At 48.4% G+C, this 22,352-nt stretch carries 22 protein-coding genes and 1 pseudogene; 6 read left to right on the forward strand and 17 right to left on the reverse strand.

The annotated features are described in order from the left end of the window. Window position 1: 1 nt before the first annotated feature. Window positions 2–652: a response regulator transcription factor gene (locus BN1360_RS20005; protein WP_082790146.1), complete on the reverse strand. Its 651-nt coding sequence runs from the start codon at window positions 650–652 to the stop codon at window positions 2–4. 14 nt (window positions 653–666) lie between these two features. Then, a pseudogene (locus BN1360_RS26040) lies at window positions 667–1,014 on the reverse strand (response regulator); the annotation flags it as partial. 166 nt (window positions 1,015–1,180) lie between these two features. Between BN1360_RS26040 and BN1360_RS20015 the strand changes: the two are divergent. Genes BN1360_RS20015 through BN1360_RS20025 form a run of 3 tightly spaced genes read left to right on the forward strand, consistent with a single transcriptional unit; the run spans window position 1,181 to window position 3,618 of the window. After that, window positions 1,181–2,092, forward strand: coding sequence for an ABC transporter ATP-binding protein (locus BN1360_RS20015; RefSeq protein WP_068781633.1), 912 nt, complete (start codon window positions 1,181–1,183; stop codon window positions 2,090–2,092). Continuing rightward, window positions 2,092–2,841 carry an ABC transporter permease gene (locus tag BN1360_RS20020; RefSeq protein WP_179014036.1) on the forward strand — a complete coding sequence of 250 codons (750 nt, stop codon included), beginning with the start codon at window positions 2,092–2,094 and terminating at the stop codon, window positions 2,839–2,841. The genes BN1360_RS20015 and BN1360_RS20020 overlap by 1 nt, the downstream gene beginning before the upstream one ends. A gap of 45 nt (window positions 2,842–2,886) precedes the next feature. After that, the gene (locus BN1360_RS20025) at window positions 2,887–3,618 is read left to right on the forward strand and encodes an ABC transporter permease (protein WP_068781635.1); all 732 of its coding nucleotides are present in this window, start codon (window positions 2,887–2,889) and stop codon (window positions 3,616–3,618) included. A gap of 86 nt (window positions 3,619–3,704) precedes the next feature. Here BN1360_RS20025 and BN1360_RS20030 read toward each other — a convergent pair whose 3' ends face one another. From BN1360_RS20030 to BN1360_RS20055, 6 genes are all read right to left on the reverse strand, one after another. Further along, entirely contained in the window at window positions 3,705–4,214 is a 510-nt protein-coding gene (locus tag BN1360_RS20030) for a YcxB family protein (protein ID WP_068781636.1), read from the reverse strand. A 415-nt stretch (window positions 4,215–4,629) separates the two neighbouring features. Beyond that, entirely contained in the window at window positions 4,630–4,896 is a 267-nt protein-coding gene (locus tag BN1360_RS20035) for a PQ-loop domain-containing transporter (RefSeq protein ID WP_068781637.1), read from the reverse strand. A 184-nt stretch (window positions 4,897–5,080) separates the two neighbouring features. Next, window positions 5,081–5,500, reverse strand: coding sequence for a MarR family winged helix-turn-helix transcriptional regulator (locus BN1360_RS20040; protein ID WP_068781638.1), 420 nt, complete (start codon window positions 5,498–5,500; stop codon window positions 5,081–5,083). A gap of 394 nt (window positions 5,501–5,894) precedes the next feature. Next, window positions 5,895–6,068: a DUF4368 domain-containing protein gene (locus BN1360_RS26045; RefSeq protein ID WP_256872288.1), complete on the reverse strand. Its 174-nt coding sequence runs from the start codon at window positions 6,066–6,068 to the stop codon at window positions 5,895–5,897. A gap of 63 nt (window positions 6,069–6,131) precedes the next feature. Continuing rightward, window positions 6,132–6,746 carry a peptidase E gene (locus tag BN1360_RS20050; RefSeq protein ID WP_068781639.1) on the reverse strand — a complete coding sequence of 205 codons (615 nt, stop codon included), beginning with the start codon at window positions 6,744–6,746 and terminating at the stop codon, window positions 6,132–6,134. A gap of 317 nt (window positions 6,747–7,063) precedes the next feature. Next, a complete protein-coding gene (locus tag BN1360_RS20055; RefSeq protein WP_068781640.1) occupies window positions 7,064–8,131 on the reverse strand; it encodes a branched-chain amino acid aminotransferase in 1,068 nt (355 codons plus the stop codon). Window positions 8,132–8,259: 128 nt separating this feature from the next. Between BN1360_RS20055 and BN1360_RS20060 the strand changes: the two genes are divergently transcribed. Further along, complete coding sequence (locus BN1360_RS20060) at window positions 8,260–9,126, forward strand: LysR family transcriptional regulator (protein WP_068781641.1); 867 nt, start codon at window positions 8,260–8,262, stop codon at window positions 9,124–9,126. A gap of 150 nt (window positions 9,127–9,276) precedes the next feature. Further along, window positions 9,277–10,398, forward strand: coding sequence for a cellulose binding domain-containing protein (locus BN1360_RS20065; RefSeq protein ID WP_068781642.1), 1,122 nt, complete (start codon window positions 9,277–9,279; stop codon window positions 10,396–10,398). Window positions 10,399–10,456: 58 nt separating this feature from the next. On the opposite strand, the gene BN1360_RS20070 is transcribed toward BN1360_RS20065, so the two are convergent. After that, a complete protein-coding gene (locus tag BN1360_RS20070) occupies window positions 10,457–10,879 on the reverse strand; it encodes a nucleoside 2-deoxyribosyltransferase (RefSeq protein ID WP_068781643.1) in 423 nt (140 codons plus the stop codon). A gap of 77 nt (window positions 10,880–10,956) precedes the next feature. Next, window positions 10,957–11,778: a purine-nucleoside phosphorylase gene (locus tag BN1360_RS20075; RefSeq protein WP_068781644.1), complete on the reverse strand. Its 822-nt coding sequence runs from the start codon at window positions 11,776–11,778 to the stop codon at window positions 10,957–10,959. A 281-nt stretch (window positions 11,779–12,059) separates the two neighbouring features. Here BN1360_RS20075 and BN1360_RS20080 point away from each other — a divergent pair, with 281 nt between their 5' ends. Further along, complete coding sequence (locus BN1360_RS20080; protein WP_229521063.1) at window positions 12,060–13,301, forward strand: ROK family transcriptional regulator; 1,242 nt, start codon at window positions 12,060–12,062, stop codon at window positions 13,299–13,301. Between the two features lie 121 nt (window positions 13,302–13,422). Here BN1360_RS20080 and gyrA read toward each other — a convergent pair whose 3' ends face one another. The 7 genes from gyrA to BN1360_RS20115 form a co-directional block, all read right to left on the reverse strand. Then, the gene (gyrA, locus tag BN1360_RS20085) at window positions 13,423–15,855 is read right to left on the reverse strand and encodes a DNA gyrase subunit A (RefSeq protein ID WP_068781646.1); all 2,433 of its coding nucleotides are present in this window, start codon (window positions 15,853–15,855) and stop codon (window positions 13,423–13,425) included. A gap of 13 nt (window positions 15,856–15,868) precedes the next feature. Continuing rightward, complete coding sequence (gene parE / locus BN1360_RS20090) at window positions 15,869–17,854, reverse strand: DNA topoisomerase IV subunit B (protein ID WP_068781647.1); 1,986 nt, start codon at window positions 17,852–17,854, stop codon at window positions 15,869–15,871. 304 nt (window positions 17,855–18,158) lie between these two features. Then, entirely contained in the window at window positions 18,159–19,148 is a 990-nt protein-coding gene (locus BN1360_RS20095) for an ABC transporter permease (RefSeq protein WP_068781648.1), read from the reverse strand. Further along, window positions 19,141–20,115 carry an ABC transporter ATP-binding protein gene (locus tag BN1360_RS20100; RefSeq protein WP_068781649.1) on the reverse strand — a complete coding sequence of 325 codons (975 nt, stop codon included), beginning with the start codon at window positions 20,113–20,115 and terminating at the stop codon, window positions 19,141–19,143. Before BN1360_RS20100 ends, BN1360_RS20095 begins: the two co-directional genes overlap by 8 nt. Window positions 20,116–20,135: 20 nt before the next feature. Continuing rightward, window positions 20,136–20,939 (reverse strand): GDSL-type esterase/lipase family protein, encoded by an 804-nt coding sequence (locus tag BN1360_RS20105; protein ID WP_068781650.1) that lies wholly within the window; start codon window positions 20,937–20,939, stop codon window positions 20,136–20,138. Between the two features lie 441 nt (window positions 20,940–21,380). Continuing rightward, window positions 21,381–21,479, reverse strand: coding sequence for a dihydroorotate dehydrogenase (locus BN1360_RS20110; protein ID WP_068781651.1), 99 nt, complete (start codon window positions 21,477–21,479; stop codon window positions 21,381–21,383). A gap of 315 nt (window positions 21,480–21,794) precedes the next feature. Further along, complete coding sequence (locus BN1360_RS20115; RefSeq protein WP_068781652.1) at window positions 21,795–22,349, reverse strand: PspA/IM30 family protein; 555 nt, start codon at window positions 22,347–22,349, stop codon at window positions 21,795–21,797. Window positions 22,350–22,352 lie beyond the last annotated feature (3 nt).

Raw genomic sequence — 22,352 nt, forward strand, 5'->3', positions numbered from 1 at the left:
GTTAGCCCTCCTTCACCAGCAGCTTATAGCCAAGCCCCCTTACAGTTATTAAGTGCTCCGGGCTAGAGGGATTGGTCTCTAGCTTCTCCCGAATTCTTCTGATATGCACCATTAGCGTATTCTCATATCCGAAATAATCGTCTCCCCACACGGCCTGACATAACGCATCGCTAGTAACGATCCGCCCCCGTTCGCGATAAAGCTTCACTAACAGCGCATGCTCTTTGGCGGTTAAAGCCTGTACTCCTTGCTCACTGCGTACCTCCGCGCCCTCCAAGTCCACGATATAATTGCCGAGTCCGAAGACCGGCATATGCTCCACGGTCGGAGAAGCATATACCCGCCGCAAAATCATATTAAGTCTCAGTACCAACTCACGCGGCAGAAATGGCTTCACCATATAGTCGTCCGCCCCAAGCCCAAGACCCAACAGCCGGTCTTCGTCCTCTCCCCGAGCCGACAGAAACAGGACAGGCATTGCCGAAAAGCGGCGGATCGAAGTGAGCAGGGCGAACCCATCGCCATCAGGCAGCATGACATCCAGGATCGCGATATCCGGCTTGTCTGTCCGGCAGATGGCCAGAGCCTCCTGACAATTAGCCGCATGAAATATGCGAAAATAACCCTCGTTACGCAAAAAACGATCCACCATCTGGCGGATTTNCTCAGTACCAACTCACGCGGCAGAAATGGCTTCACCATATAGTCGTCCGCCCCAAGCCCAAGGCCCAACAGCCGGTCTTCGTCCTCTCCCCGAGCCGACAGAAACAGGACAGGCATTGCCGAAAAGCGGCGGATCGAAGTGAGCAGGGCGAACCCATCGCCATCAGGCAGCATGACATCCAGGATCGCGATATCCGGCTTGTCTGTCCGGCAGATGGCCAGAGCCTCCTGACAATTAGCCGCATGAAATATGCGAAAATAACCCTCGTTACGCAAAAAACGATCCACCATCTGGCGGATTTCATACTCATCCTCAACGATCAGCAATTTCTTGTGCTTTAAATCTTCCATTTGTTCATCACCCATGGTCATTATACCAAGGGAGCTCTGGTGAATCAGCAGCCGCGGCAATTCGTACAGCGATTTAAGGTTCTCGTAAGGTAGTCTTCAGGTTCAAGAAGGGTCCTGGCTATATGCTGAGAGGGTGAATCTAGAAATTGGATGGGAGAGAAGTCAAATGAACGCAATCGTCTCAACACATAACCTTTCAAAATGTTATGGAGATACCTATGGTGTCAACAATGTGAATTTAAGCGTCTACGAGGGTGATGTATATGGGTTTCTGGGGCCAAACGGGGCGGGAAAATCAACCACGCTGAAGATGCTTCTTGGATTAGTCAAGCCGACAGACGGTAAGGTTACCATCTTTGGCAAAGATTTCAGCAAACACCGTCGCCCTATACTCAGTCAAACCGGTTCGCTGATTGAATCGCCTTCCTTTTACGGACATCTGACCGGCCTTGAGAACATGAGAATCATGCAGAGCTTACGTAATGTTCCGCATCAAAATGTGAACGAAGTGCTGCAAATTGTCAGATTAGAGAAGCAAAAGGACAAGAAGGTAAGTCAATACTCGCTTGGGATGAAGCAGCGCTTGGGGATTGCTATGGCCTTGATCGCTTTTCCCAAGCTGTTGATTCTCGATGAACCTACCAATGGGCTGGACCCTGCCGGAATCGGAGAAATACGGGAGCTGATTCAATCGCTGCCACAGCGTTACGGAATAACTGTGCTTATCTCCAGTCATCTCTTGTCAGAGATAGAGCAAATCGCGACCTCGGTAGGCATTATCAGCCAAGGCAAGCTTGTATTTCAGGGAAGCATGGACCAGCTTCGGGGCAAGAGCGAAGGCCGTATAGCAATAAAGACAGCCAATAATATGGAGGCTAAGAGAATCCTTCTCCATCAAGGGCTGCCATCGCTGCGCGCAGGTGAATACCTGACGCTGAAAAGTGTTGGGGATCGCGAGGTCGCCAGGATGAATAAGACCCTTATCCATGCAGGGATAGATGTCATTCGCATTGAGGAACAGAGGAAAAGTCTGGAGCAGTTGTTCCTCGAAATGACGGGAAAGGAGAGCAGCCTATAATGAGTATGCTGGGTCTGGAATTTTATAAGCTGCGCAGAAGACATCTGTTTCTCATGATCGCCCTGTTCCTTAGCGTAGAGCTGGCCTGGATCTTCCTTTCAACAAGCATCTCCCTCTCACGCAATCCGGATCTTGCAGGCTGGGAAGGGCTGATTACCACAACGGCCTCGATGAACGGGTTATTTCTTCCGATCTTATCCGCGGTAATCGTATCCCGCGTCTGTGATATGGAGCATAAGGGCAGCACCTGGAAGCTGCTGCTCTCCGTCTCCGTTACCCGCGGCAGGATCTATGCCGCCAAGTATTTTTGCGCCTCAGCCCTGATGCTGCTCTCCATCCTGATTGAGTCTGCGGCGATGATTGGCTTCGGCAGGATACATCAATTTCAATGGTCCACACTGTTTCCTCTGCTGATTCCGTTTATGGGCGGAGCTATTTTGACCAATCAGGCGGTTATCGCGCTCCAACAGTGGATGTCCTTGTCTGTCAAGAATCAAGCATTTAGTCTTTGTCTCGGAATGATCGGCGGGTTCATCGGCATGACGTCGCAGTTGTTTCCGGCGAGGGTCAGACATCTATTCGTCTGGTCCTACTACACCGAGCTTAGTCCAGTTACCTACGATTATGCGGGCTCAATTATGCGGTTCGTAACCCGACCGGTTGGATTTATACTGCCAGCCACTCTAGTCATCATGGGGATTGTTATTTACATCATGGGCAGTTTCCACGTATCCAGGCAGGAAGTGTAGAAGTAACTTAACCTGTTGAATAAACCACATTATAGGAGGACCATTATGTTAATCAGATGTATTCGTGCTGAGCAGCTTAAGCTGCGTCATTCCCGGATGTGGCTGATCCTTGTCACACTGCCTGTTTTGGCAGTGTTCATCGGCTGCGCCAACTTTTATTTGAACCAGAGCGCCCTGCAAAATGAGTGGTATAGCCTTTGGACACAGGTAAGCCTCTTCTACGGCGAGTTCTTCCTGCCAGTATTAATAGCTATCTGCTGTGCTTATGTATGCAGGCTGGAGCACTTAAATAAAAATTGGAACATGGTCATGAGCGCCCCATGCTCTGCTGCGCACGTATTTATCTCCAAGCTGGTCATCATCAGCCTCCTTATTCTCACAGTTCAGCTGCTATTTCTTGCTCTATACGGCACTGCCGGCTTACTACTGGGATTGCGGCAGCATTATCCCCCGGAGACCTTGGGCTGGATCACCCGCGGCTGGGTCGCAGCCACCATGATCGGTGCGATTCAGCTCCTGCTCTCGATGCGTATCCGCAGCTTTGCGGTGCCTATCGGTATTAGCGTATGCGCCGTATTTATCGGATTGGGGATGTATGTGATGAAGATAGGCTTGTATTTTCCCTATTCCCTACTGACGATCGGAATGGGCGTATTAAGCCAGGAGAGCTTAACCGCAGCAGACACCCTGCAATTCTTCATTATGAATAGCGTATTTATGTTATTAACGTCCGCGATGGCCATTCGGTGGCTGAAAAGCTCAGACGTGGCTGCATAAGCGAATAACCCTGTTGCAATAAAAATCACCCGGTTCTCGCGGACAAGTATCCCGAGGCTGGGTGATGCTTATTTCAGACATAAAATTTACTTTATCCGTAATTTGCTGCTGTCCAGAAAGGAACGGAGAATCGGCCTGATTCTAGCCATTTCCACAGCGCTTTTAGGGATAAGCACACCTTGGTTTTTAGTCAGATAGATAATAAACAGATCCTTCGACTCACTTACTTTAGCGACTTCATTCCATGGAATCAGCGAATCATTGGTCTCAATCGCCATCTGTATTCCGTCCTCGGATAAGGTTAGCGTCTGCTCACTCTTCAGTATCCCACTGGTTTCAAAAGCCCGCCTAGACTTATAAAGTGTAAGCAACCACATGAAGAAAGTCAGAACAAGGCTGAGAATAATACCTATTGGAGCCTTGGACAACATCACGTCAAAATTTGAACTTTTGATCCATGTGGTTGCTATAAACACCACAAAAATGAATACACCAATGAAAATCAACTGATTTTTCGAATGAGCCAGGGTTAGTGACTTGTATTCTTTGTAAGTAATCGAGAAACTGAACTTGTAGGGAAGCTGTTCTTCTGTCATTTACGAGGTATCTCCTTTGAATTCTCCATTTCTTTTATTTTAAACCGCATCTATATCCCCTGCAATCCCTCTCTTAATTGATCAATTCCCGCTAGCTCCCCGCCCATGTTGTTCCCCACATCTTTCCTATGGTATCTGGCACACAAGGACGGGCCTTAACGATTCTACTGAATTTCCAAACGGCTTCATCCACTTAGATCTTGGAACCATCCATAAGTGAAAATAATGCCTCGTATCCTCATGATAGAAAGCAGCCCTCCTCTATTGCAGGCCTGGTTCCTTGCGCTCTTCTAATACCGTGGATCAACGGGATATATTCCGATTGTTCTGCGCCGTAAGCTCGTCCATATCAACGTTTTTCCCATTAGCCCAGTGATTTGTCGCGGCACGGAACAGCTCTTTTCTTATGGATCATTTATTTTCTATATCGCAGCACGAGCATAATTACAAACAGCACGACTAATAAAGATAGACTGTTTGTCATCAAAAATGCAATTCCAGCACCATTACTGACTAAATCGATAGCATAAATCTCCATGAGCGCGATTCCTGATAACATGAACAAGTAGGATTTCAGGCTTAGATCTCGGACGGACTTCGTCTTTATAATCTGCAAAATCTGAGGAATCCAGCCGATAGCCAGAATCACTCCGCCGATAAGTTGCAAGATTGAGAAAACCACTATATATCACCACCCTGCCGGTTGATGGGGTCAAGAATATGTATGTTGTTAAATATATTCCCGGCACTGTAATTTCATCCTTTATTCAGCAAAAAAGACAAATCGCAACTCTGGCGACTTGTCTCCGGCGTAAAAGGTCCACCTGTTTCATTCATTAATCCTATGATTCTCCCCCTTGTATTGTTCAGGATTTCGCGCCTGAGATTTTCCCAAGCAAATAAACCAGCAATTGCTGATTATGCGTTGAGATTCGGTCCAAAATACTGTTGATATATGTATCCCGAATGGAGACTCCGCGCTCGAGTTCTTCTTTTCCCTTCTCCGTAAGGGATACCCATACGATCCGACGATCGGTCTCATCGCGCTCCCGACGAATCAGTTCACCGCGTTCCATCCGGTCCAGCAGCATCGTTACGGCAGCAGGCGTAGTAGAGAGGAACGGAATAAGATCCGAAGGCTTCAAGCTGTGTTTCTCCTGTTGAATCATGACTTCCAGAACACTCAATTGCGAGGTTGTTAAGGAAGGTGCAAGATGATCTTCCATATGGGTCTGAAAATCCTTCATGATTCTTCCAAGTAATTTGACAAATTCCTCTGTATGCAATCCGATCCCTCCCCAGGTTGAACTCCAATCAATAACTTAACTCATAAAATATAGGGATATCCCGTTTATCGGAATATATCATGCATTCGTGAAGTTGATATCGCTTGAGCCACAAAGCAGCAGGTTGACGTAACAGATGTGGAGTGATCACAATCGCGTGTAATTAATTTTTCGACATTCATTTTCAAAATCCTGCCATGGGACAAAAAGTGGTTCTTCCTATTCAATTATTTCTGATCGCAAACCTAGATTCAGGGCGCTCAGACTGACATGGAACAAAAAAAGGCCGCCCCTTAGGCAGTCCGTCATAAAACAGTATATTCCTGAAGTGTAGCTTAAAAGCTACGCCATTTCTTCATGTATCGGGGTATTCAATTCCGGCATCCCCACCAAATCATAGCTGATGTGAATATTTGCGTTTGCCCTTCGACTTGTCCGGGGCATCCACAAAGACCTTGCACACCAAGTCATTCAAGATGGTGGGCGTGAGTTCCTGCAAATCTGTGTATTGCCTGCACTTGCGGATAAACCGTTCTACATCTTCGGCGTATTGCTCCTGTTCGTCCAGTTCCGCTTGTTATTGCTCCAGTTTGTTTTCTAAATCAGCCTGTTCCGTTTCATAGTCAGAAGTTCAGTTTCTTTTGATAGTTATTTCACTACCGTTGACCACTATCGCTTCGTTATTGCTAATCGGGGATAAGTTTAATACGGAGGAATAGGTGTCCACTATTTTCTGTCCAATTTTCTTAAAGGGTGGATTGGTATAGTGCGGCACAGTGCAAAACTCCACCAAACCTAAAGCATCAAAATTTTCTAAGCCCGACGCTTTCTTTACACTATCCATCCCTTTGACATATTCAATGTTTGCAGATGTAACTATTGCTCCGGCAGACTCTCCGATATACAGTTTTCCGGCATTGACTTCATCAATGATTACTTGATCTGCGCCGGTTCTTTTCAATTCCTGCAACAAGAAAAATGTGTTGCCCCCTGTCACATAGATGAAATCGTTGTTTTTTATTTTTGCGGTAATTTCAGCGGTTGTGGCGAGTGATATATCCAACTCGTCAACAATCAGTCCCATCTTTTCAAGAGCCTTTCTTCCTGCGCTCACATAAAACACGACCTTTTCCACTTTGCTTGCAGTCGGAATAAAGGTGACGGTTTTGCCGTTTAGGTCTTTCTCGAAGTCTGCAAATATGTCAGCTACATCCTTAAAGGAGGATACCAAAAATAGTTTTTCCATAAGGCATTTGATCCTTTCTCTGTGGTCTTGGTTATAGTATAATCCATAATGGTGTCAATTAGTGACACCATTTATTTAAAAAGAGGAAATGCCATGAAAAAATCCGAGCGTCAAGCAGGGCTTTCCTATTATTAGGACACAAAACAAAAAAGAAGCGTACTGTCTACTTGGAGAAATACGCTTCTTTTAGACATTTCATTTGGCAGTTCGGCAGTTGCCCATAAACAATATAGTTTTATACTGTCTTATGACGGAACACTCTTAGGCAGCCTGCTCCAATCTGTTTGTCCGATGATCCTATAAATTCACAAACCCCTTCACCCGATCCGATATCTCCAGTGCAGAGGATCGTCAATCCTGCCTTGCTGTATTCCTGTAATCGCATCATACAGTCTCCCGGAAACTTCTCCGATCTGGCCCTGATTGATCTGAATGCTCTGCTCCCCCCACTTCATCGCGCCGATCGGGGAGATTACCGCAGCGGTTCCTGTGCCAAAGGCTTCCTCCCATTTTCCTTGCTGCTGCGCCTCGAACAGCTCCTCGACGGTAATTTTGCGCTCCGTCACAGGGATTCCCCAATGCCTCAGCATCGCAATCACGGAGTCCCGCGTAACCCCTGGCAAAATACTTCCGTTCAACTCGGGCGTAATGACCTCGCCATCCACCTTGAAGAATACATTCATACTTCCAACTTCCTCGATATAACGCTGCTCAACGCCGTCCAGCCACAACACCTGAGAGTAACCCTGACGCTTGGCCTCTTCTTGCGCTTTGATGCTTGAAGCATAGTTGATCGAAGTCTTGGCTGCCCCTGTTCCACCGCGTACCGCCCTGACATATTGATCCTCTACGTAGATGGATACGGGCGCCAGCCCGCTGGAATAATATGCTCCAACCGGTGAAGTAATGATAAGCAGTTGATATTCCTTCGCTGCGCGTACACCAAGGCATGGCTCGGTGGCAATAATGAACGGACGAATATAGAGCGAATTTTCCACCTGCTGTGGAATCCAGTCACTATCGGTCTCAACCAGCTTGCAGATCGCTTCAAGCATCCATTGCGGCTCCACTTGTGGAATACCTAATCGATCACAGGACATATTCATGCGCTGGATATTCTTCTCCGGTCTGAACAGATGGATCTCTCCGTTCATCCCCCGATACGCCTTCATGCCTTCGAATACTTCCTGTCCATAGTGAAGCACCATTGCTGACGGCTCCAAGCTTATAGGTCCATAAGGAACAATTCTAGCATTTTGCCAGCCTCGCTCTGATGTATAATCCGCAACGAACATATGGTCACTAAAATATTTGCCGAAGCCCAGCTCCCCTTCATTTGGCTTGTTCTTCGGCTGATTAGTCCGAATCACTTGTAACGGTTCCATATCAAGCGCTCCCTTTCTTTAGGTACGATATTTATTGTTAATAACTATAGCGATTTAATCTCTATTGATCAATAATATGGTATCGATTATAATCATAGAAATTATCTATCGATAAGGGGAGCCTGCGAATGGAACATCGATTGCTGGAGTACTTTCTGGCCGTATGCGAGGAACTGCATTTTACGAGGGCTGCTGAGAAACTGGGCATTTCCCAACCTACATTAAGCCATCAGATTCGGCTGTTGGAACGCGAGCTGGGAGCACCGTTATTTCACCGTTCTGGCAAGAAAACAATACTGACACAAGCCGGTCAAATTCTGCTCGGTCATGCCCACCGAGTAATTAACGAGATTAAGCTGGCCCGACTGGAAATTAATGAACTATCCGGACTGCAGAGAGGGAAGCTGCGCATCGGCTGTTCTGGCAACCATTTATTAACCGATGCCTTGGTCGCTTTCCATCGCCTCTATCCCGGAATTGAACTGACCGTGACAGAGCTTGCTACCGAAGAGACCCGGGATGGCTTGTTGCACAATCATCTGGATGTAGGCGTCGTATTTCTGCCCCTTTTCGATGAACAGCTGGCTTATCGGCCGCTTTATGATGAAGAATTGGTGCTGGCCATTTCCAGCAGCCATGAGTATGCTGCCTGCTCCAATATCACGATTCAGCAGCTGGCCAATCTCCCGCTCGTCCTGTTCCCGCAGAAATTTCTGGTCCGGCAGATGATAGATTCCGCCTGCGCCGAGCTGGAGATTCAACTAAATCCTGTAATGGAGCTGTCCACTCTGGAATCCCAATTACATATGGCCGAGCAGCATGTAGGCGGTACGATTCTGCCCAAATCCTATGGCAGGACCGTTGTTAGCGACAAGGTAGCCATTATATCCCTTGCCGATCCCGCCCCGCGAAAAAAGGTAGGTCTTGTCTACCGCAAGGATACGTTGGAGAACTCGATCATCCGCGCCTTTGTCGACCATCTGGTTTCCTTATAGTGAATCTAAGCTCGAATTTTGGGATTTACATTTATAATTATTGTAATATAATTATTGTAAACGTTTCTATATTTTTCTAATCGGAGGTGTTGATTCTCTAATTGTTATCGGCTTGCAGTTCTATCACTACTTCAGGACAAGCATAGGAAAATGCACAAGGTTGTCTTATTTGGCATTTCATTCTATCCAAGGTGTCATCTCTATCCGGACCATTGGAACAAGACGCCGGAATGGGGCACGCAATGGATGATTGATCATATCGAAGCGGGCGATGCCATCGGCAAGCCTGTCGTGCTGGAGGAATTCGGCTACCAGAATCAGGCGACCCGCGACCAGGTCTATCAAACCTGGCTGTCCACCATCGAGCAGTATAATGGAGCAGGAAGTCAGTTCTGGATTCTGACCGGCATTCAGGATGATAACAGCCTCTATCCCGATTATGATGGCTTCCGGGTCATCTATCCAAGCAGCACGGCAACCGTGATTCAGAGCCACGCCTTGAATATGAATGCGAAGAGCGGAACCAGCCAGCCTTCGGTTCCCCCGGCGCCAACCGGACTGCTGGCCAAGCCGGGCAACGGATCGGCGACAATCAGCTGGCATGCTTCGCCCGGAGCCACCAGCTACACCGTCCAACGCAGCGACAACGCTAACGGGCCCTATACAGCAGTCGCAGCTAATCTTACTGCAACCACATATCTAGACACGGGACTTACGAACGGGAGCACTTACTACTACCGGGTGAACGCTGCGAACAGCGTGGGAGCAAGCGCCGATTCCGCCAGCGTATCCGTCATCCCCAAGGAAATAACAGTCGGCAATTTATCCATTCAATATAAAGCTGCGGAGACCGGAGTAAACAACAATCAGATCCGCCCGCATTTCAAAATAAAAAATCAGGGAACCGAAGCCATTCCGTATGAGAATCTGACGCTGCGTTACTGGTATACCGCCGAGAGCAATCAGGCGCAATTTTTCGATTGTGATTACGCTCAGCTTGGCTGTACGAATCTGAGCGGAGCCGTTCACCAGCTTGCCCAACCGTTAACCGGTGCGGATCATTATCTGGAGATTTCCTTTGCCTCCGCAGCAGGAACGCTGGCAGCAGGTGGCAATAGCGGCGAGATTATGGCGCGTCTCCATCAAGGAGACTGGTCCAATTACAATCAGGCCAATGATTATTCCTTCCTCTCTTCGGCCCGCTCATATACAGAGAACAATCATATCACATTGTATGATAACGGTGTGTTAATATGGGGAATTGAACCGTAGGACAAATTTTAAGGGAGTGTCAATGTTGACACTCCCTCGTCATGTGCTCCGGCTATGATTACAGCATCTCGCCTGAGTAGAAAGAACTGGGCAGCTTATCAAAGTCATAGTCGGCAAGCTCTTCCAATGTGATATTAGCATGGGCTCCCTCATGAACCATCAGGTTGCTGTTTTCGCCAACGTGAATCAGAATCACCGGTTTGTCCGTCGCATAAGCGTAGCCAAATTCCCAGGCTGTTCCCGTGTCCGAATAGTTGCCATGATAGATGCCCACCACAATTTCAGACCATTTAATATATTTAATATCAGTCATAAAGGTTTCAATCGACCACTGTCTGGAACCGAACTCGGCATTTTCATTGTTTTTTCGGAATGGCGAGAACACGTTCAGGCCTTTGTCGGCCAAAATCTTCTCTACCTGTTCCAGAACTGCGATCTCTGTATCATTAAAAAATGGACTGGCGAGATATACCCTTTTCATCGTCTTGTTGACCTCCGTACAATGTATTCTGGATAGGCTCCTAAAGCATGGGAGATCCCTGTCTTGTCCTACACCCACTATTCCATTTTTTCTAAAATGCCTTTAATTAGTGCAATAAAATTCACTCTAACCTTACCGGCCACTTCAATCACTTCTTCATGGTTCAGAGGCTGATCCAAAATACCGCAAGCCATATTCGTCAAGCAGGAGATGCCAAGTACTTTCATATTTCCGTGAACGGCTACAATCGCCTCGGGAACTGTCGACATCCCAACTGCATCGGCTCCCATCGTACGGATCATACGGATCTCAGCCGGAGTCTCGTACGTAGGTCCGCTCCACCAAGCATAAACACCCTGTTGTATTTTCATATTAAGATCATTAGCTACTGTCCCTGCAAGATGACGCAAACCAGGATTGTAGGTTTGAGACAAATCCGGGAAGCGAGTACCTAATTTATCGTTATTGGGTCCGATTAACGGATTCGTGCCAACCAGATTGATATGATCCGTAATCAACATTAAATCCCCGGGATTAAAGCTGGTATTCACCGCCCCGCAGGCATTTGTAATAATCAGATTCTCGACGCCCAACGCCTTCATGACACGCACTGGAAAAGTGACTTCATCTAAAGTAAAGCCTTCGTAATAGTGAAAACGCCCCTTCATGGCAGCTACTGTCTTCCCCTTCAACTGTCCAATCACCAACTCGTTGGCATGGCCGACAGCGGAAGATTTGGCAAAATGAGGAATTTCAGCGTAAGGAATGGTTACCGGATTTTCGATATCGTCGGCCAGTGTTCCCAAGCCAGAGCCCAGAATCAATCCGATGGCAGGACGATCATTAATTTTACTCATAATGAAATCTTTCGCTTCCAGAATTTGTTGCGTGTTATGCATGAATCTTTCCTCCTTAGTAATGTTGAACGAATTATATTCTTGGTAAACCTAGGATAAATGACTCGTTAAACTAGCCCAGAATCATTCATCACTGAAAGTTTAAATGACTCGGCGGATAAAGTAAATAGACTAAATCTCATTTTGATAAAAAGTTAATCATTAAGCATGATTATACTTCAGCTCATTACGATATAAGCCACAACTTCTGTCAGAAGGAGCTAAAAATTGCCTTGCACCTGCTTTTTCTTTTTTGCAAAATAGAGTAAACTACTCATAATTTAATGATTAGAATGGAGTTCGGAAGAATTATGCTCAGGCAATTTATCGGTATCACGTCTCAAAAGACGAAAAACTTAAAAGTTCTATATCGCTTTATTCGTCAATGGGGTCCGATAGGCGTAAAGACGCTTTCCGAGATGACGGGATATAAACCTACCACCTGTGCCCGTCTACTGGATGAACTTGTCCAGGCGGGACTGATTCATGATAGCGGCTTAGGAGAATCCAGCGGCGGACGTAAGCCTTTAATGTACGTCATCCGGCCTGACGCCTTCTATTTAATTGGCGTAGAGCTCACCAATTTATATACAACCGTACTGCTTCTCGATCTAAATTTGACCATTCTTGGAACAGAGAAATTGAAAATGGATTCACAATGCACGGCTCAATATACATTGGACTATGTATCCCGGTGTATTAATGAACTGCTGGCCAAACACGATATTCCCGCAGAGAAAATGCTGGGAATTGGTGTTGGCGTCCTTGATCCGGTAGATCTTGAGCGAGGCATCATCGTTGATTCTCATTTATTTCCTGCAGACGGTTGGCACGACTTCAACCTCGTCAAATACTTAGAGCAGAAAAATGATACGCTTGTATTTCTCGATAATGGAACCAACCTGGCGGCACTGGCGGAATACCGCTTGAACTATTGGAAGGAAACAGACAGTTTGGTTTTTGTCTCCAGCGACATGGGGATTCGCAGCAGCATGATCCTCAAAGGCAAGCTTGTCCATCAAATCAATGAGATGGATGATGCTTTGGGCCATATGATCCTCGATATACATGGACGGCGTTGCACCTGCGGTGCCTATGGGTGTCTGCAAGCCTACAGCAGCCTGCCGGCGATTCACCACGAAGTCATTCACCGGCTCAAGCGGGGCCAAACATCGATGCTTCAACAAAATATGGATGCGGACAAGGTAGACTTTCACCACATTCTGGAGGCCATGGACGGGCAGGATTCGCTTTGCCTGGAGGTTGTAAAGGAAGCGGCTTATTATTTTGGCATAGGTCTGGCTAATCTAATCTTTATGCTGCGTCCCGATATCGTCATTTGCGGTGGAACGCTTGTCCCTAAGCCGCTGTTCTACGAAGAAGCCTCAAGAACTGCACATGAACGGGTGGCTATTTATCCTAACTGTCAGGTTAAGATCGTGCAATCCTCTACAGCCTACAATATAGTGGCCCAAGGAGCCGGGTGCATGGTCCTGGATTATTTCACATCCACGGAAATTAAATAATCCCGGTACAAACGTATAGGCGAACAAACCTAAAGAACCTTCATTCCCGCGCTTGGCGGATTTGAAGGTTCTTTAGGTTTATTTATTCAGCAGATCCAAGCAATAATTTGCCTAGAGGCAATCAAGATTCCAGCAGATCCACAATTTCATCCTGCTTCTCCACATGGGCCATGATTTTGCCAATCGACTTGCGATCCGCCAGCGGCGTTGCTTCAGAACTGAAGCTGTATGCCTGACCTTCCCGGGTCATGGCGATGATTGTGATCGGTTCCTTGCAGTGGAAGCCGCCTGCAATCCGGGTGCCATTCGGCTTCACGCGCTTGCCTTCCTTGAATTCAAACGTCTGAACGCCTTTGCCACCGCGGTTCTGGAGCGGATAATCGAGCAGCAGGCTGCGCTTCGCGTAACCCAGATCGGAGATGACAAGCAGCTCGCCTTCATCGCCTTGAACCCATAACGCGCTGACGACCTCGTCGTCCTCCTTCAACCCGATGCCCTTCACCCCAGCGGATACACGGCCCATCGCATTCACTTCATTCTCGGCAAAGCGGATAGCCATTCCTTGCTTCGTTAACAGAACGATGTCCTGATTGCCACGGCTAACCTGAACAGTAATAATTTCGTCCCTATCTGTTACCTTGCAAGCAGCGACTGCCGTCGACCGCTTCGTCTCGTATTCCTTCAATTCTGTACGCTTCACTTGTCCGCGTTTTGTTACGAAGACAAGGCTGACGCCCGCTTCATCGAACGATTTAAGCGGAATGACACCGATGATCGAATCCTCTTTGGCCAGCGGAATGACGTTGACAATCGCAGTCCCGTTATCCTTCCACTTGAACTCAGGAATCTGATGCACCGGCAGCAGGAAGTATTGTCCGCGCTGTGTGAAAATAAGTATATTTTGCAGTGTGTCCACATCAAGCACATGCTTGATATAGTCGCCTTCCTTCACCCCAGACCCATTGCGCTCTCCGCCGGAACGAGTGAATGAGAGCATGCTGGTCCGCTTAATATAGCCCTCATTGGACAGGGTCACCAGCACGTCTTCCTGCGCGACCATAACCTCAAGATTGACCTTAAGCTCTTCTACCTCGCTCTGAATTTCCGAACGGCGGTCAATTCCGTATTTCTCGCGAATTTCCAGCAGTTCTTTTTTGATCAGGGCCACGAGCTTCTTGTCGCTCTCCAGAATCCCGCGCAATACGGCGATTTTCTTAGTGATGTCGTCAAGCTCTTTTTGCAGCGACGTAATTTCCAAATTTGTCAAACGGTATAATTGCAAAGTAAGGATGGAATCGGCCTGGCGTTCTGTAAAGCCGAACATCCATTGCAGATTATTCTGCGCATCCTGACGGTTCTTCGAGGCCTTGATGGCGGCGATGACTTCGTCCAGAATATTCAACGCCTTGACCAGACCTTCGAGCACATGGGCGCGGTCTTCCAGCTTATCCAGCTCATACTGGGTGCGGAAGGTAACGACCTCACGCTGGTGAGCAATATAAGCCTCAAGGATTGCTTTCAGACCGAGCTGGCGAGGGGCTTTGTTGACAATCGCCACCATATTGAAATTATAAGTGACCTGCAGGTCTGTCTTCTTCAGCAGATAAGCCAGAATCCCCTGGGCATCCGCATCTTTCTTCAGCTCAATAACGATCCGCAATCCGTTGCGTCCGCTCTCGTCGCGAACTTCGGCAATTCCGTCTACCTTTTTCTCCAGCCGAATATTTTCCATAGCCGTTACAAGACGGGACTTCACAACCTGATACGGTATCTCCGTCACGACAATCTGCTGCTTCCCGCCGCGCATATTCTCGATTTCCGTCCTGGAACGCAAATAGATGCGTCCCTTCCCGGTGCGATAGGCTTCGCGGATGCCGTCCTCGCCCATGATGATTCCGCCAGTCGGGAAATCCGGTCCTTTTACATAGGAGGCGATCTCCTCCAGTTCAAGCTCCGGCCGCTCCATAACCGCAATACATGCGTCAATAACCTCACGCAGGTTATGCGGCGGAATTTCCGTAGCAAACCCGGCCGAAATCCCGCTAACCCCGTTGACAAGCAAATTAGGATAACGGGACGGCAGCACCACCGGCTCCAATGTCGAGTTATCAAAGTTATCCTTGAAGGGAACCGTCCGCTTCTCAATATCGCGCAGCAGCTCCATAGCGATCGGCGACAGCCGCGCCTCCGTATAACGCATCGCTGCTGCCGGGTCATCATCCTGGGAACCCCAGTTGCCGTGCCCGTCAACCAGCACATGCCCCATCTTCCAAGGCTGAGCCATCCGCACCATACCCTCGTAGATCGAGGAGTCACCGTGCGGATGATAATTTCCCATCACATCGCCGACCGTCTTGGCTGACTTGCGGTAAGGCTTGTCAGGCGTATTCCCCGAATCATACATCGCATACAGTATCCGCCGCTGAACCGGCTTGAGCCCATCGCGCACGTCAGGAATGGCACGGTCCTGAATTATATATTTGGAATACCGACCGAAGCGATCCCCTACGACCTCTTCCAAATAAGCCGGTAAGAAATTCTCCAACATACTCAAATCAAGTCACCCTCTATTCCTCATACTCCGTAAAATCGACGTTCTCTACGATCCAACGCTTGCGCGGGTCCACCTTATCCCCCATCAAGGTGGATACGCGCCGTTCCGCCTTCGCGGCATCCTCAATCTTCACTTGCAGCATTGTACGGCTCTCCGGATTCATCGTCGTCTCCCACAACTGATCCGGATTCATCTCCCCGAGTCCTTTATAACGCTGCAGTTCGAAGTTTTTACCAAATTCCTTCAAGTAATTCTGCAGCTGCTCATCGCTCCAGGCATAACGTACGGTCTCCAGCTTGCCTGAACGCCTCGTGATCTTGTACAGCGGAGGCTGGGCAATGTAGACCCGTCCGGCATCGATCAGCGGCTTCATATAACGATAGAAGAAGGTAAGCAGCAGCACTTGAATATGTGCTCCGTCTGTATCAGCATCCGTCATAATAATAATCTTCGCATAATTGCTGTCCTCGACAGCGAATTCCGTGCCGATGCCCGCACCGATCGCCGCGATAATGGCCCGATACTCATCGTTCTTCAGAATATCGGCAAGCTTGGCTTTCTCCGGATTCATCGGTTTACCCTTCAATGGCAAAATCGCCTGAAACTTGGAATCCCGGCCCTGCTTCGCCGAGCCACCGGCGGAGTCGCCTTCGACAATGAACAATTCATTGCGGGCATAGTCCTTCGACTGTGCAGGAGACAGCTTGCCGCCGAGATTCGTGCTCTCGCTGCGTTTCTTGCCGCTCCGCATCTCATCGCGCGCCTTGCGCGCTGCTTCCCGCGCCTTGGAGGCCTGCACCGCCTTCTTGATCAGAACTTGAGCGACCTGGGGGTTCTCCTCCAGGAACAGAGCCATCTTGTCGGATACGACAGACTCCACGGCACTTCGCGCGGAAGCGCTGCCGAGCTGATCCTTCGTCTGGCCGACGAACTCCACCTCGGACATCTTCACGCTGATGACAGCCATCATTCCTTCGCGAAGATCATTGCCCTCCAGATTTTTATCCTTCTCTTTCAGGATTGCATTCTTCCGGGCATATTCATTCATGACACGCGTATATGCTGTCTTGAAGCCAGTCTCATGTGTACCGCCGCCCCGCGTAGGAATCGAGTTCACAAAGGACACCAAGGTCTCCGTATAGCCCACATTATATTGCAGCGCTACTTCAACCTCGATCTCATCCCGTTCCGCATAGAAATGAACCACTTCATGGAGGACATCCTTGCCATCATTCAGGAACTCGACAAATTGGCTCGCACCGCCCTCGTAGAAAAACTCGTCAGAACGGTCGGAACGCTCATCCTTCAAAGTCACTTTCAGACCTGAGTTCAGAAAAGCGATCTCCTGCAAACGATCGGCGAGCGTATCATAATTAAGGCCGATTCCATTCGGGAACACCCGAATATCCGGCTTGAACGTTACCTTCGTGCCGGACTTATTCGTATTGCCGATAATATCAAGACCCGTTACCGGTTCGCCGACATGCTCGACTCCTTTTTTATCCACCCAGTACTCGAACCGCATGCGGTGAATTTTGCCCTCACGGTAGATCTCCACCTCAAGCCACTCGGATAAAGCGTTGGTTACCGATGCGCCAACCCCGTGCAGCCCCCCGGATTTCTTATAACCGGAGCCGCCGAACTTGCCCCCAGCGTGCAGGATCGTATAGACGACCTGCGGTGTAGGAACACCGATCTTATGCATCCCAGTCGGAATACCGCGGCCATTATCTACTATGGTTACAGAACCATCCTTATTCAATGTAATATCGATCTTGGAACAAAATTTGGCCAAATGCTCGTCGACAGCATTATCCACAATTTCCCAGACCAGATGATGAAGTCCCGACGAGCTCGTACTGCCAATATACATCCCTGGCCGTTTCCGTACTGCGACAAGCCCTTCGAGCACTTGAATGTCGTCCGCGTCGTATCCCGAAGATTCACTTCCGGAACGGATACCGGAAGCTTCTTCGAACAAATCGATTTGTTCCGCCATTCATGCTCCCCCTTTTACTTTCGTTATGTAGTCTTTAATATACGTGTTCAAAAAGGCCGGTGTTCAGCGCCGAGAAAGTTGAATGAAGCCAGCGATTAAAAAGCGCAGCGCACGTTGTTCGTACGTGAACGCCTGAGATGTTTCGCAGGAATCATCGCTTCGCAAGCATTCGCTTGGACCCGGCTTAATTCAAAATTTGATGCAGAATCTGCTTCCTGATTGACTACGTAATCAAAAGCGGACTTTTTGAACAACCTCTAATATACTACAAATGCAAACAAATGTTTTGTTATCCTTGTCCATTTTAATTCAAGATATCCTGTTTCGTAAAGACAAGGAATGAAACGACTGCCGAACAAGCCGCCCAAACCGCCAGAACAGCGAGTGAAAAGCCCAGTGTCATGCCCTCGATCGGAGCCGGTGTTCCCGATAAATAGTTCGTAAGACCGAGATTGACCATGAACAAATATTTGGCGCTTGTCCAGGCTGATGCCATACTGCTGAGAATATTGCCGGCAATCAGCGCGGCCATCATAATGACAATACTCGCGGCAGTGCTGCGTACGAGCACAGATACCATGAAGGCCAGCATCGCTACTACAATTCCAACGAACCAGATCAGCCCGGCCTGCATACAGATATATTTCCACTGCGGTACAGCATGAACATTGGACATATCCACTTCGCTGCCATGCAGCTGGAAACCGCTGAATACCGGAAGCTGAAATCCGCCATAGCCAAAAAATATTCCGGATATTAAGTAACATACGAGCAGCGTAGACAGGATGATCAACGAGACGAACATGATCAACGTAATTAACTTGCTGAGCAGGATTTTCCACCTTCGCACCGGCCTGGTAAGCAGCATCTTGATTGTCCCCGCTGTTCGCTCAGAGGATACAATGTCTGACCCGACACCCATGATCAGGAGAGGAATGAACAACGTAGATGCGTTATCCAGAAATTCACGGGTGAACGATACACCGCCAGCCTGGATGGGATTCACATCATGCTCAAGATAATATTTCATCTGCTCGATATATATTTTGCGGTATTTTTTCCACTCCTCAGGCACGCGGTCGCTGCCGAGTGAATTTTGATTATCCGTAATCGCCTGCTGGACTTCCCGGCGCCAGTCTGCACCGAATTTCTCCCGCTTGGCAGATGCTTCACGCATCTGGGCATAGGTGAACATCGGGACAAGAACGAGCAGCACCAACAGAACGACGTAAAATCGCTTCTTCTTGATCATTTTGATCGTCTCATTCTTAACTAACAGCAGCAGATTATTCAACACCCTCACCATCCGTCATCTCAAGGAACAATTGTTCCAGCGTTGGAATTACCTTCTGAACGGAACGGACCTGAAGCCCGGAACTTACGAGCCGAGGCACGATATCCGCAATTTGGTCCACCTGCATCTGGGTTACGAGCGCCTCGCCGCCAAATCCGGCAAGGATCGCATCATCCAGCACCTCGTCCACATTTCTAACGATGCTGATTCCAAGGTCAGACAGCATCGCCTCTCCTGCAGAAGACGGCTCCAGCTCCCAGACCACATACCCTGTTCTCGAGTCAAGCAGTTCATGAACAGCGCCGACTTCAAGAACCCGACCGCGGCTTATAATCGCCACACGATCACAGAGTACTTGAATTTCACTAAGCAGATGGCTTGAGACGAACACGGCCAGCCCTTCCTTCGCCAGGAGGCGGATAAAGTTGCGCATTTCCTTAATCCCTTTCGGATCAAGACCATTCGTCGGCTCATCCAGAATAAGCAGCTTAGGTCTGCCGAGCAGCGCCTGGGCGATTCCAAGTCGCTGCCGCATTCCGAGCGAATACGTCCGCACCTTATCATGAATCCGCTGGTCGAGTCCAACCAGATCAGCAACCTCCTGAATCCTCGCCGCATCGATTCCCGGCATCATCCGGGCGAATTGCTCCAGGTTCTCCCAGCCCGTCAGGTATGTATATACCTCCGGATTCTCCACGATGGACCCCACCAGGCTAAGCGCACGCTCCGGATCCTTCTGCACATCGAATCCGCAGATCGCTACATGCCCTTCAGTCGGACGAATCAGATCAACCAGCATGCGAATCGTCGTTGTCTTGCCCGCTCCGTTTGGCCCGAGAAATCCAAAAATCTCTCCGGCTTTCACCTCGAAGGATACATCCTGCACGATCCAGCGCTTGCCGATCCGCTTCTTCAAATGCTCCACCGACAAAATAATCTCATCATTTGTCTTCGTTTGATGATGCATCGCATTTTCGCCTCCTTAACCTAGTTCAGCGCGATGCTCTGTACAATCCGCTCTGCGATCCTCTGGTAGCCGTCGCCATTCGGATGGAAATGATCACCCGATAAATAGCGATCCAGGTTGCTCGTAAATAGATCATAGGTTGGAATAACAATCGTGTCCGGATACTGATTCATTGTATCCAATACATTCAGATTCCAATTCGCCACCGCTTGATCCCCAGCCTTCTTCATGTCCTTCAAATCGGCAAAGGGATTGTATAAGCCAACATACACCAGCTGTGCATCGGGATTAATCTGCTTCAGCTTGCTAACGATCTTCCTAAAATTTTCACCCGATGTCTTTACCGCGGCCTCCATCTCCGCTTCGGTCGGAAGTTCCCCGCTGCTCTGATAGCTCTGAGCTCCTGCGAACAAATCATTCCCGCCGATCGACAGAATAATGATTCCGGCCTGCTTGAGGCCGTATTGGACCCCTGGTTCATCAAGCATCGGCAGCAGCGCCTTCGTTGTCAGCCCGTTGATGCCGAGATTGTTCACTAATTTGGATGACTTGCCCTGCTTCGATAATAACTGCACCGTTCTGCGTGCAAATCCGTTGCCTGTATCGTCCCCGGTACCTTTGGCGAGCGAATCGCCAATGGAAGTGATATCAAACGGCGCTGCCGTGACAGACATTTGTAAGCTGCTGTCGGGCTTGACCTTACTTGCCTCGCTTGCCGGAGCCGTCATATCATAGACGGCATATATGAATCCAACAATAAGCAGCAATGTTGATACCGCCGAGAGCAGGCCCGTAACTAGCCATATTCGCGACGTTTTGTTCATGGTCGTCTTCCTCCTGTGTTGTGTCCGAATCCCTGACCCTATCCTTTAATTAATCTAACCAACTTCTATCACAGGTATAGCCGCAGGAGCTCGTGTATGTTCATTTTTATTGAGTTTATCCTATTTATTAAACAATTGAAATAAAAATTGACCCTCTAGGATCATTCATTGTTGACGAGAATGTGATTTTTTATGATCGCCGGAACACTCTGATAGCACCCATAATATCATCTATTCTAATCCACTGCCAATTTACTGGAATAATGGCCCGGTTAACGGAGATGAGATTCATTTATAAATGCAGAAAAAAAGAAGCCACCAACCAGTCAGGTCAGTCGCTTCTTTTATACGGATTCTATCAAATTGCGCGGCGGTATGGGCAGAGTATTTACATATCATCTTCAACTATTGAATGTGGAAGCTGATAGTTAGAGGAATCAATTAAAATACAAAAGCTCTAGTAATGATAACCAGCAAAATGAACAGAACCAAAATCGCTGCAGTTGATGTAAATAATCCACCACCCAGGACTTCACCCATGTGTACATACCTCCTTACATTTAGAGTACACACCATCCTATTCATTTTTCCCATTAACAGATTGGACTGCTTGCTCAATGATAAAGTCTATTTATCGGATACTTGTACTACAAGTTATACCCACGTCTATTGGATTTGGATGGATTTGAAATAATACCAGGAGCTGCAGGCGGGCCTGGCAAAATAGCCAGATTCATAGTCAGCTCCTGTGTCATCTATCGGTCAGAACGCACATACCACACCCTGTTCCGCAACTCCACATAAAAGCCTGAGAATCACTTCCCAGGCCTGCTTTGCTCATATTTATGAATGGTCCTACCCTCCGTCCGTATAACCGGTGCCGCTTAAAGAGCTTTGACTGCCCGGCATAGACACCGATCCGTCACCATATTCTGTCCGGCCCCCCGGTTGTCGCCGCTCCTGCTCCACGGTTTCAAGCTGGCCCAGCAAGTGGGCGAATTGATTGCGAAGCTGCTCCGCCTCCGCTTTATACAGCTCGTAGCTCGCCAAATATTCCTTCATTTTTGCTTCAGCCGACCTCTTCTCAGACAGCGCACGACGAGCATAATCCTCCTGATAAGCAATGGCTGCCATATGGGCTTGGCGAATACGTCTATTGACGTAGGCCTGCTGCTCGACATAGAGCTGCTTGAACTTCCTCTCCAGAGCGATCCGTTCAGCCAGCTCTCTCTCCGTATCATCCAATTGCACCTGCAGCTGCAGAAGAACTTCATCCCCCGCCTCTGCCTCTCCGCTTGAATAATCCCCATCCATACACTTATTGGCAAGCTGCTTCAGATCAACCGCCTCACGGCTTGTGATGCCGTAATCTGAATTTGTCATATTCTGTTCCCGCTTGAAAAATGACATTCG

Source organism: Paenibacillus sp. GM2, assembly GCF_900069005.2.
Taxonomy (GTDB): domain Bacteria; phylum Bacillota; class Bacilli; order Paenibacillales; family Paenibacillaceae; genus Fontibacillus.

What these genes read in the sequence shown, in the direction of transcription:
- BN1360_RS20065 (WP_068781642.1), top strand. Translation starts at nt 9,277, where the DNA reads ATGCACAAGGTTGTCTTATTTGGCATTTCATTCTATCCAAGGTGTCAT.
- BN1360_RS20105 (WP_068781650.1), bottom strand. Translation starts at nt 20,939, where the DNA reads ATGAACAAAACGTCGCGAATATGGCTAGTTACGGGCCTGCTCTCGGCG.
- BN1360_RS20005 (WP_082790146.1), bottom strand. Translation starts at nt 652, where the DNA reads ATGGTGGATCGTTTTTTGCGTAACGAGGGTTATTTTCGCATATTTCAT.
- BN1360_RS20115 (WP_068781652.1), bottom strand. Translation starts at nt 22,349, where the DNA reads ATGTCATTTTTCAAGCGGGAACAGAATATGACAAATTCAGATTACGGC.
- BN1360_RS20025 (WP_068781635.1), top strand. Translation starts at nt 2,887, where the DNA reads ATGTTAATCAGATGTATTCGTGCTGAGCAGCTTAAGCTGCGTCATTCC.
- BN1360_RS20055 (WP_068781640.1), bottom strand. Translation starts at nt 8,131, where the DNA reads ATGGAACCGTTACAAGTGATTCGGACTAATCAGCCGAAGAACAAGCCA.
- BN1360_RS20050 (WP_068781639.1), bottom strand. Translation starts at nt 6,746, where the DNA reads ATGGAAAAACTATTTTTGGTATCCTCCTTTAAGGATGTAGCTGACATA.
- BN1360_RS20080 (WP_229521063.1), top strand. Translation starts at nt 12,060, where the DNA reads ATGATTAGAATGGAGTTCGGAAGAATTATGCTCAGGCAATTTATCGGT.
- BN1360_RS20060 (WP_068781641.1), top strand. Translation starts at nt 8,260, where the DNA reads ATGGAACATCGATTGCTGGAGTACTTTCTGGCCGTATGCGAGGAACTG.
- BN1360_RS20070 (WP_068781643.1), bottom strand. Translation starts at nt 10,879, where the DNA reads ATGAAAAGGGTATATCTCGCCAGTCCATTTTTTAATGATACAGAGATC.
- BN1360_RS20020 (WP_179014036.1), top strand. Translation starts at nt 2,092, where the DNA reads ATGAGTATGCTGGGTCTGGAATTTTATAAGCTGCGCAGAAGACATCTG.
- BN1360_RS20015 (WP_068781633.1), top strand. Translation starts at nt 1,181, where the DNA reads ATGAACGCAATCGTCTCAACACATAACCTTTCAAAATGTTATGGAGAT.
- BN1360_RS20075 (WP_068781644.1), bottom strand. Translation starts at nt 11,778, where the DNA reads ATGCATAACACGCAACAAATTCTGGAAGCGAAAGATTTCATTATGAGT.
- BN1360_RS20030 (WP_068781636.1), bottom strand. Translation starts at nt 4,214, where the DNA reads ATGACAGAAGAACAGCTTCCCTACAAGTTCAGTTTCTCGATTACTTAC.
- parE (WP_068781647.1), bottom strand. Translation starts at nt 17,854, where the DNA reads ATGGCGGAACAAATCGATTTGTTCGAAGAAGCTTCCGGTATCCGTTCC.
- BN1360_RS20110 (WP_068781651.1), bottom strand. Translation starts at nt 21,479, where the DNA reads ATGGGTGAAGTCCTGGGTGGTGGATTATTTACATCAACTGCAGCGATT.
- BN1360_RS20100 (WP_068781649.1), bottom strand. Translation starts at nt 20,115, where the DNA reads ATGCATCATCAAACGAAGACAAATGATGAGATTATTTTGTCGGTGGAG.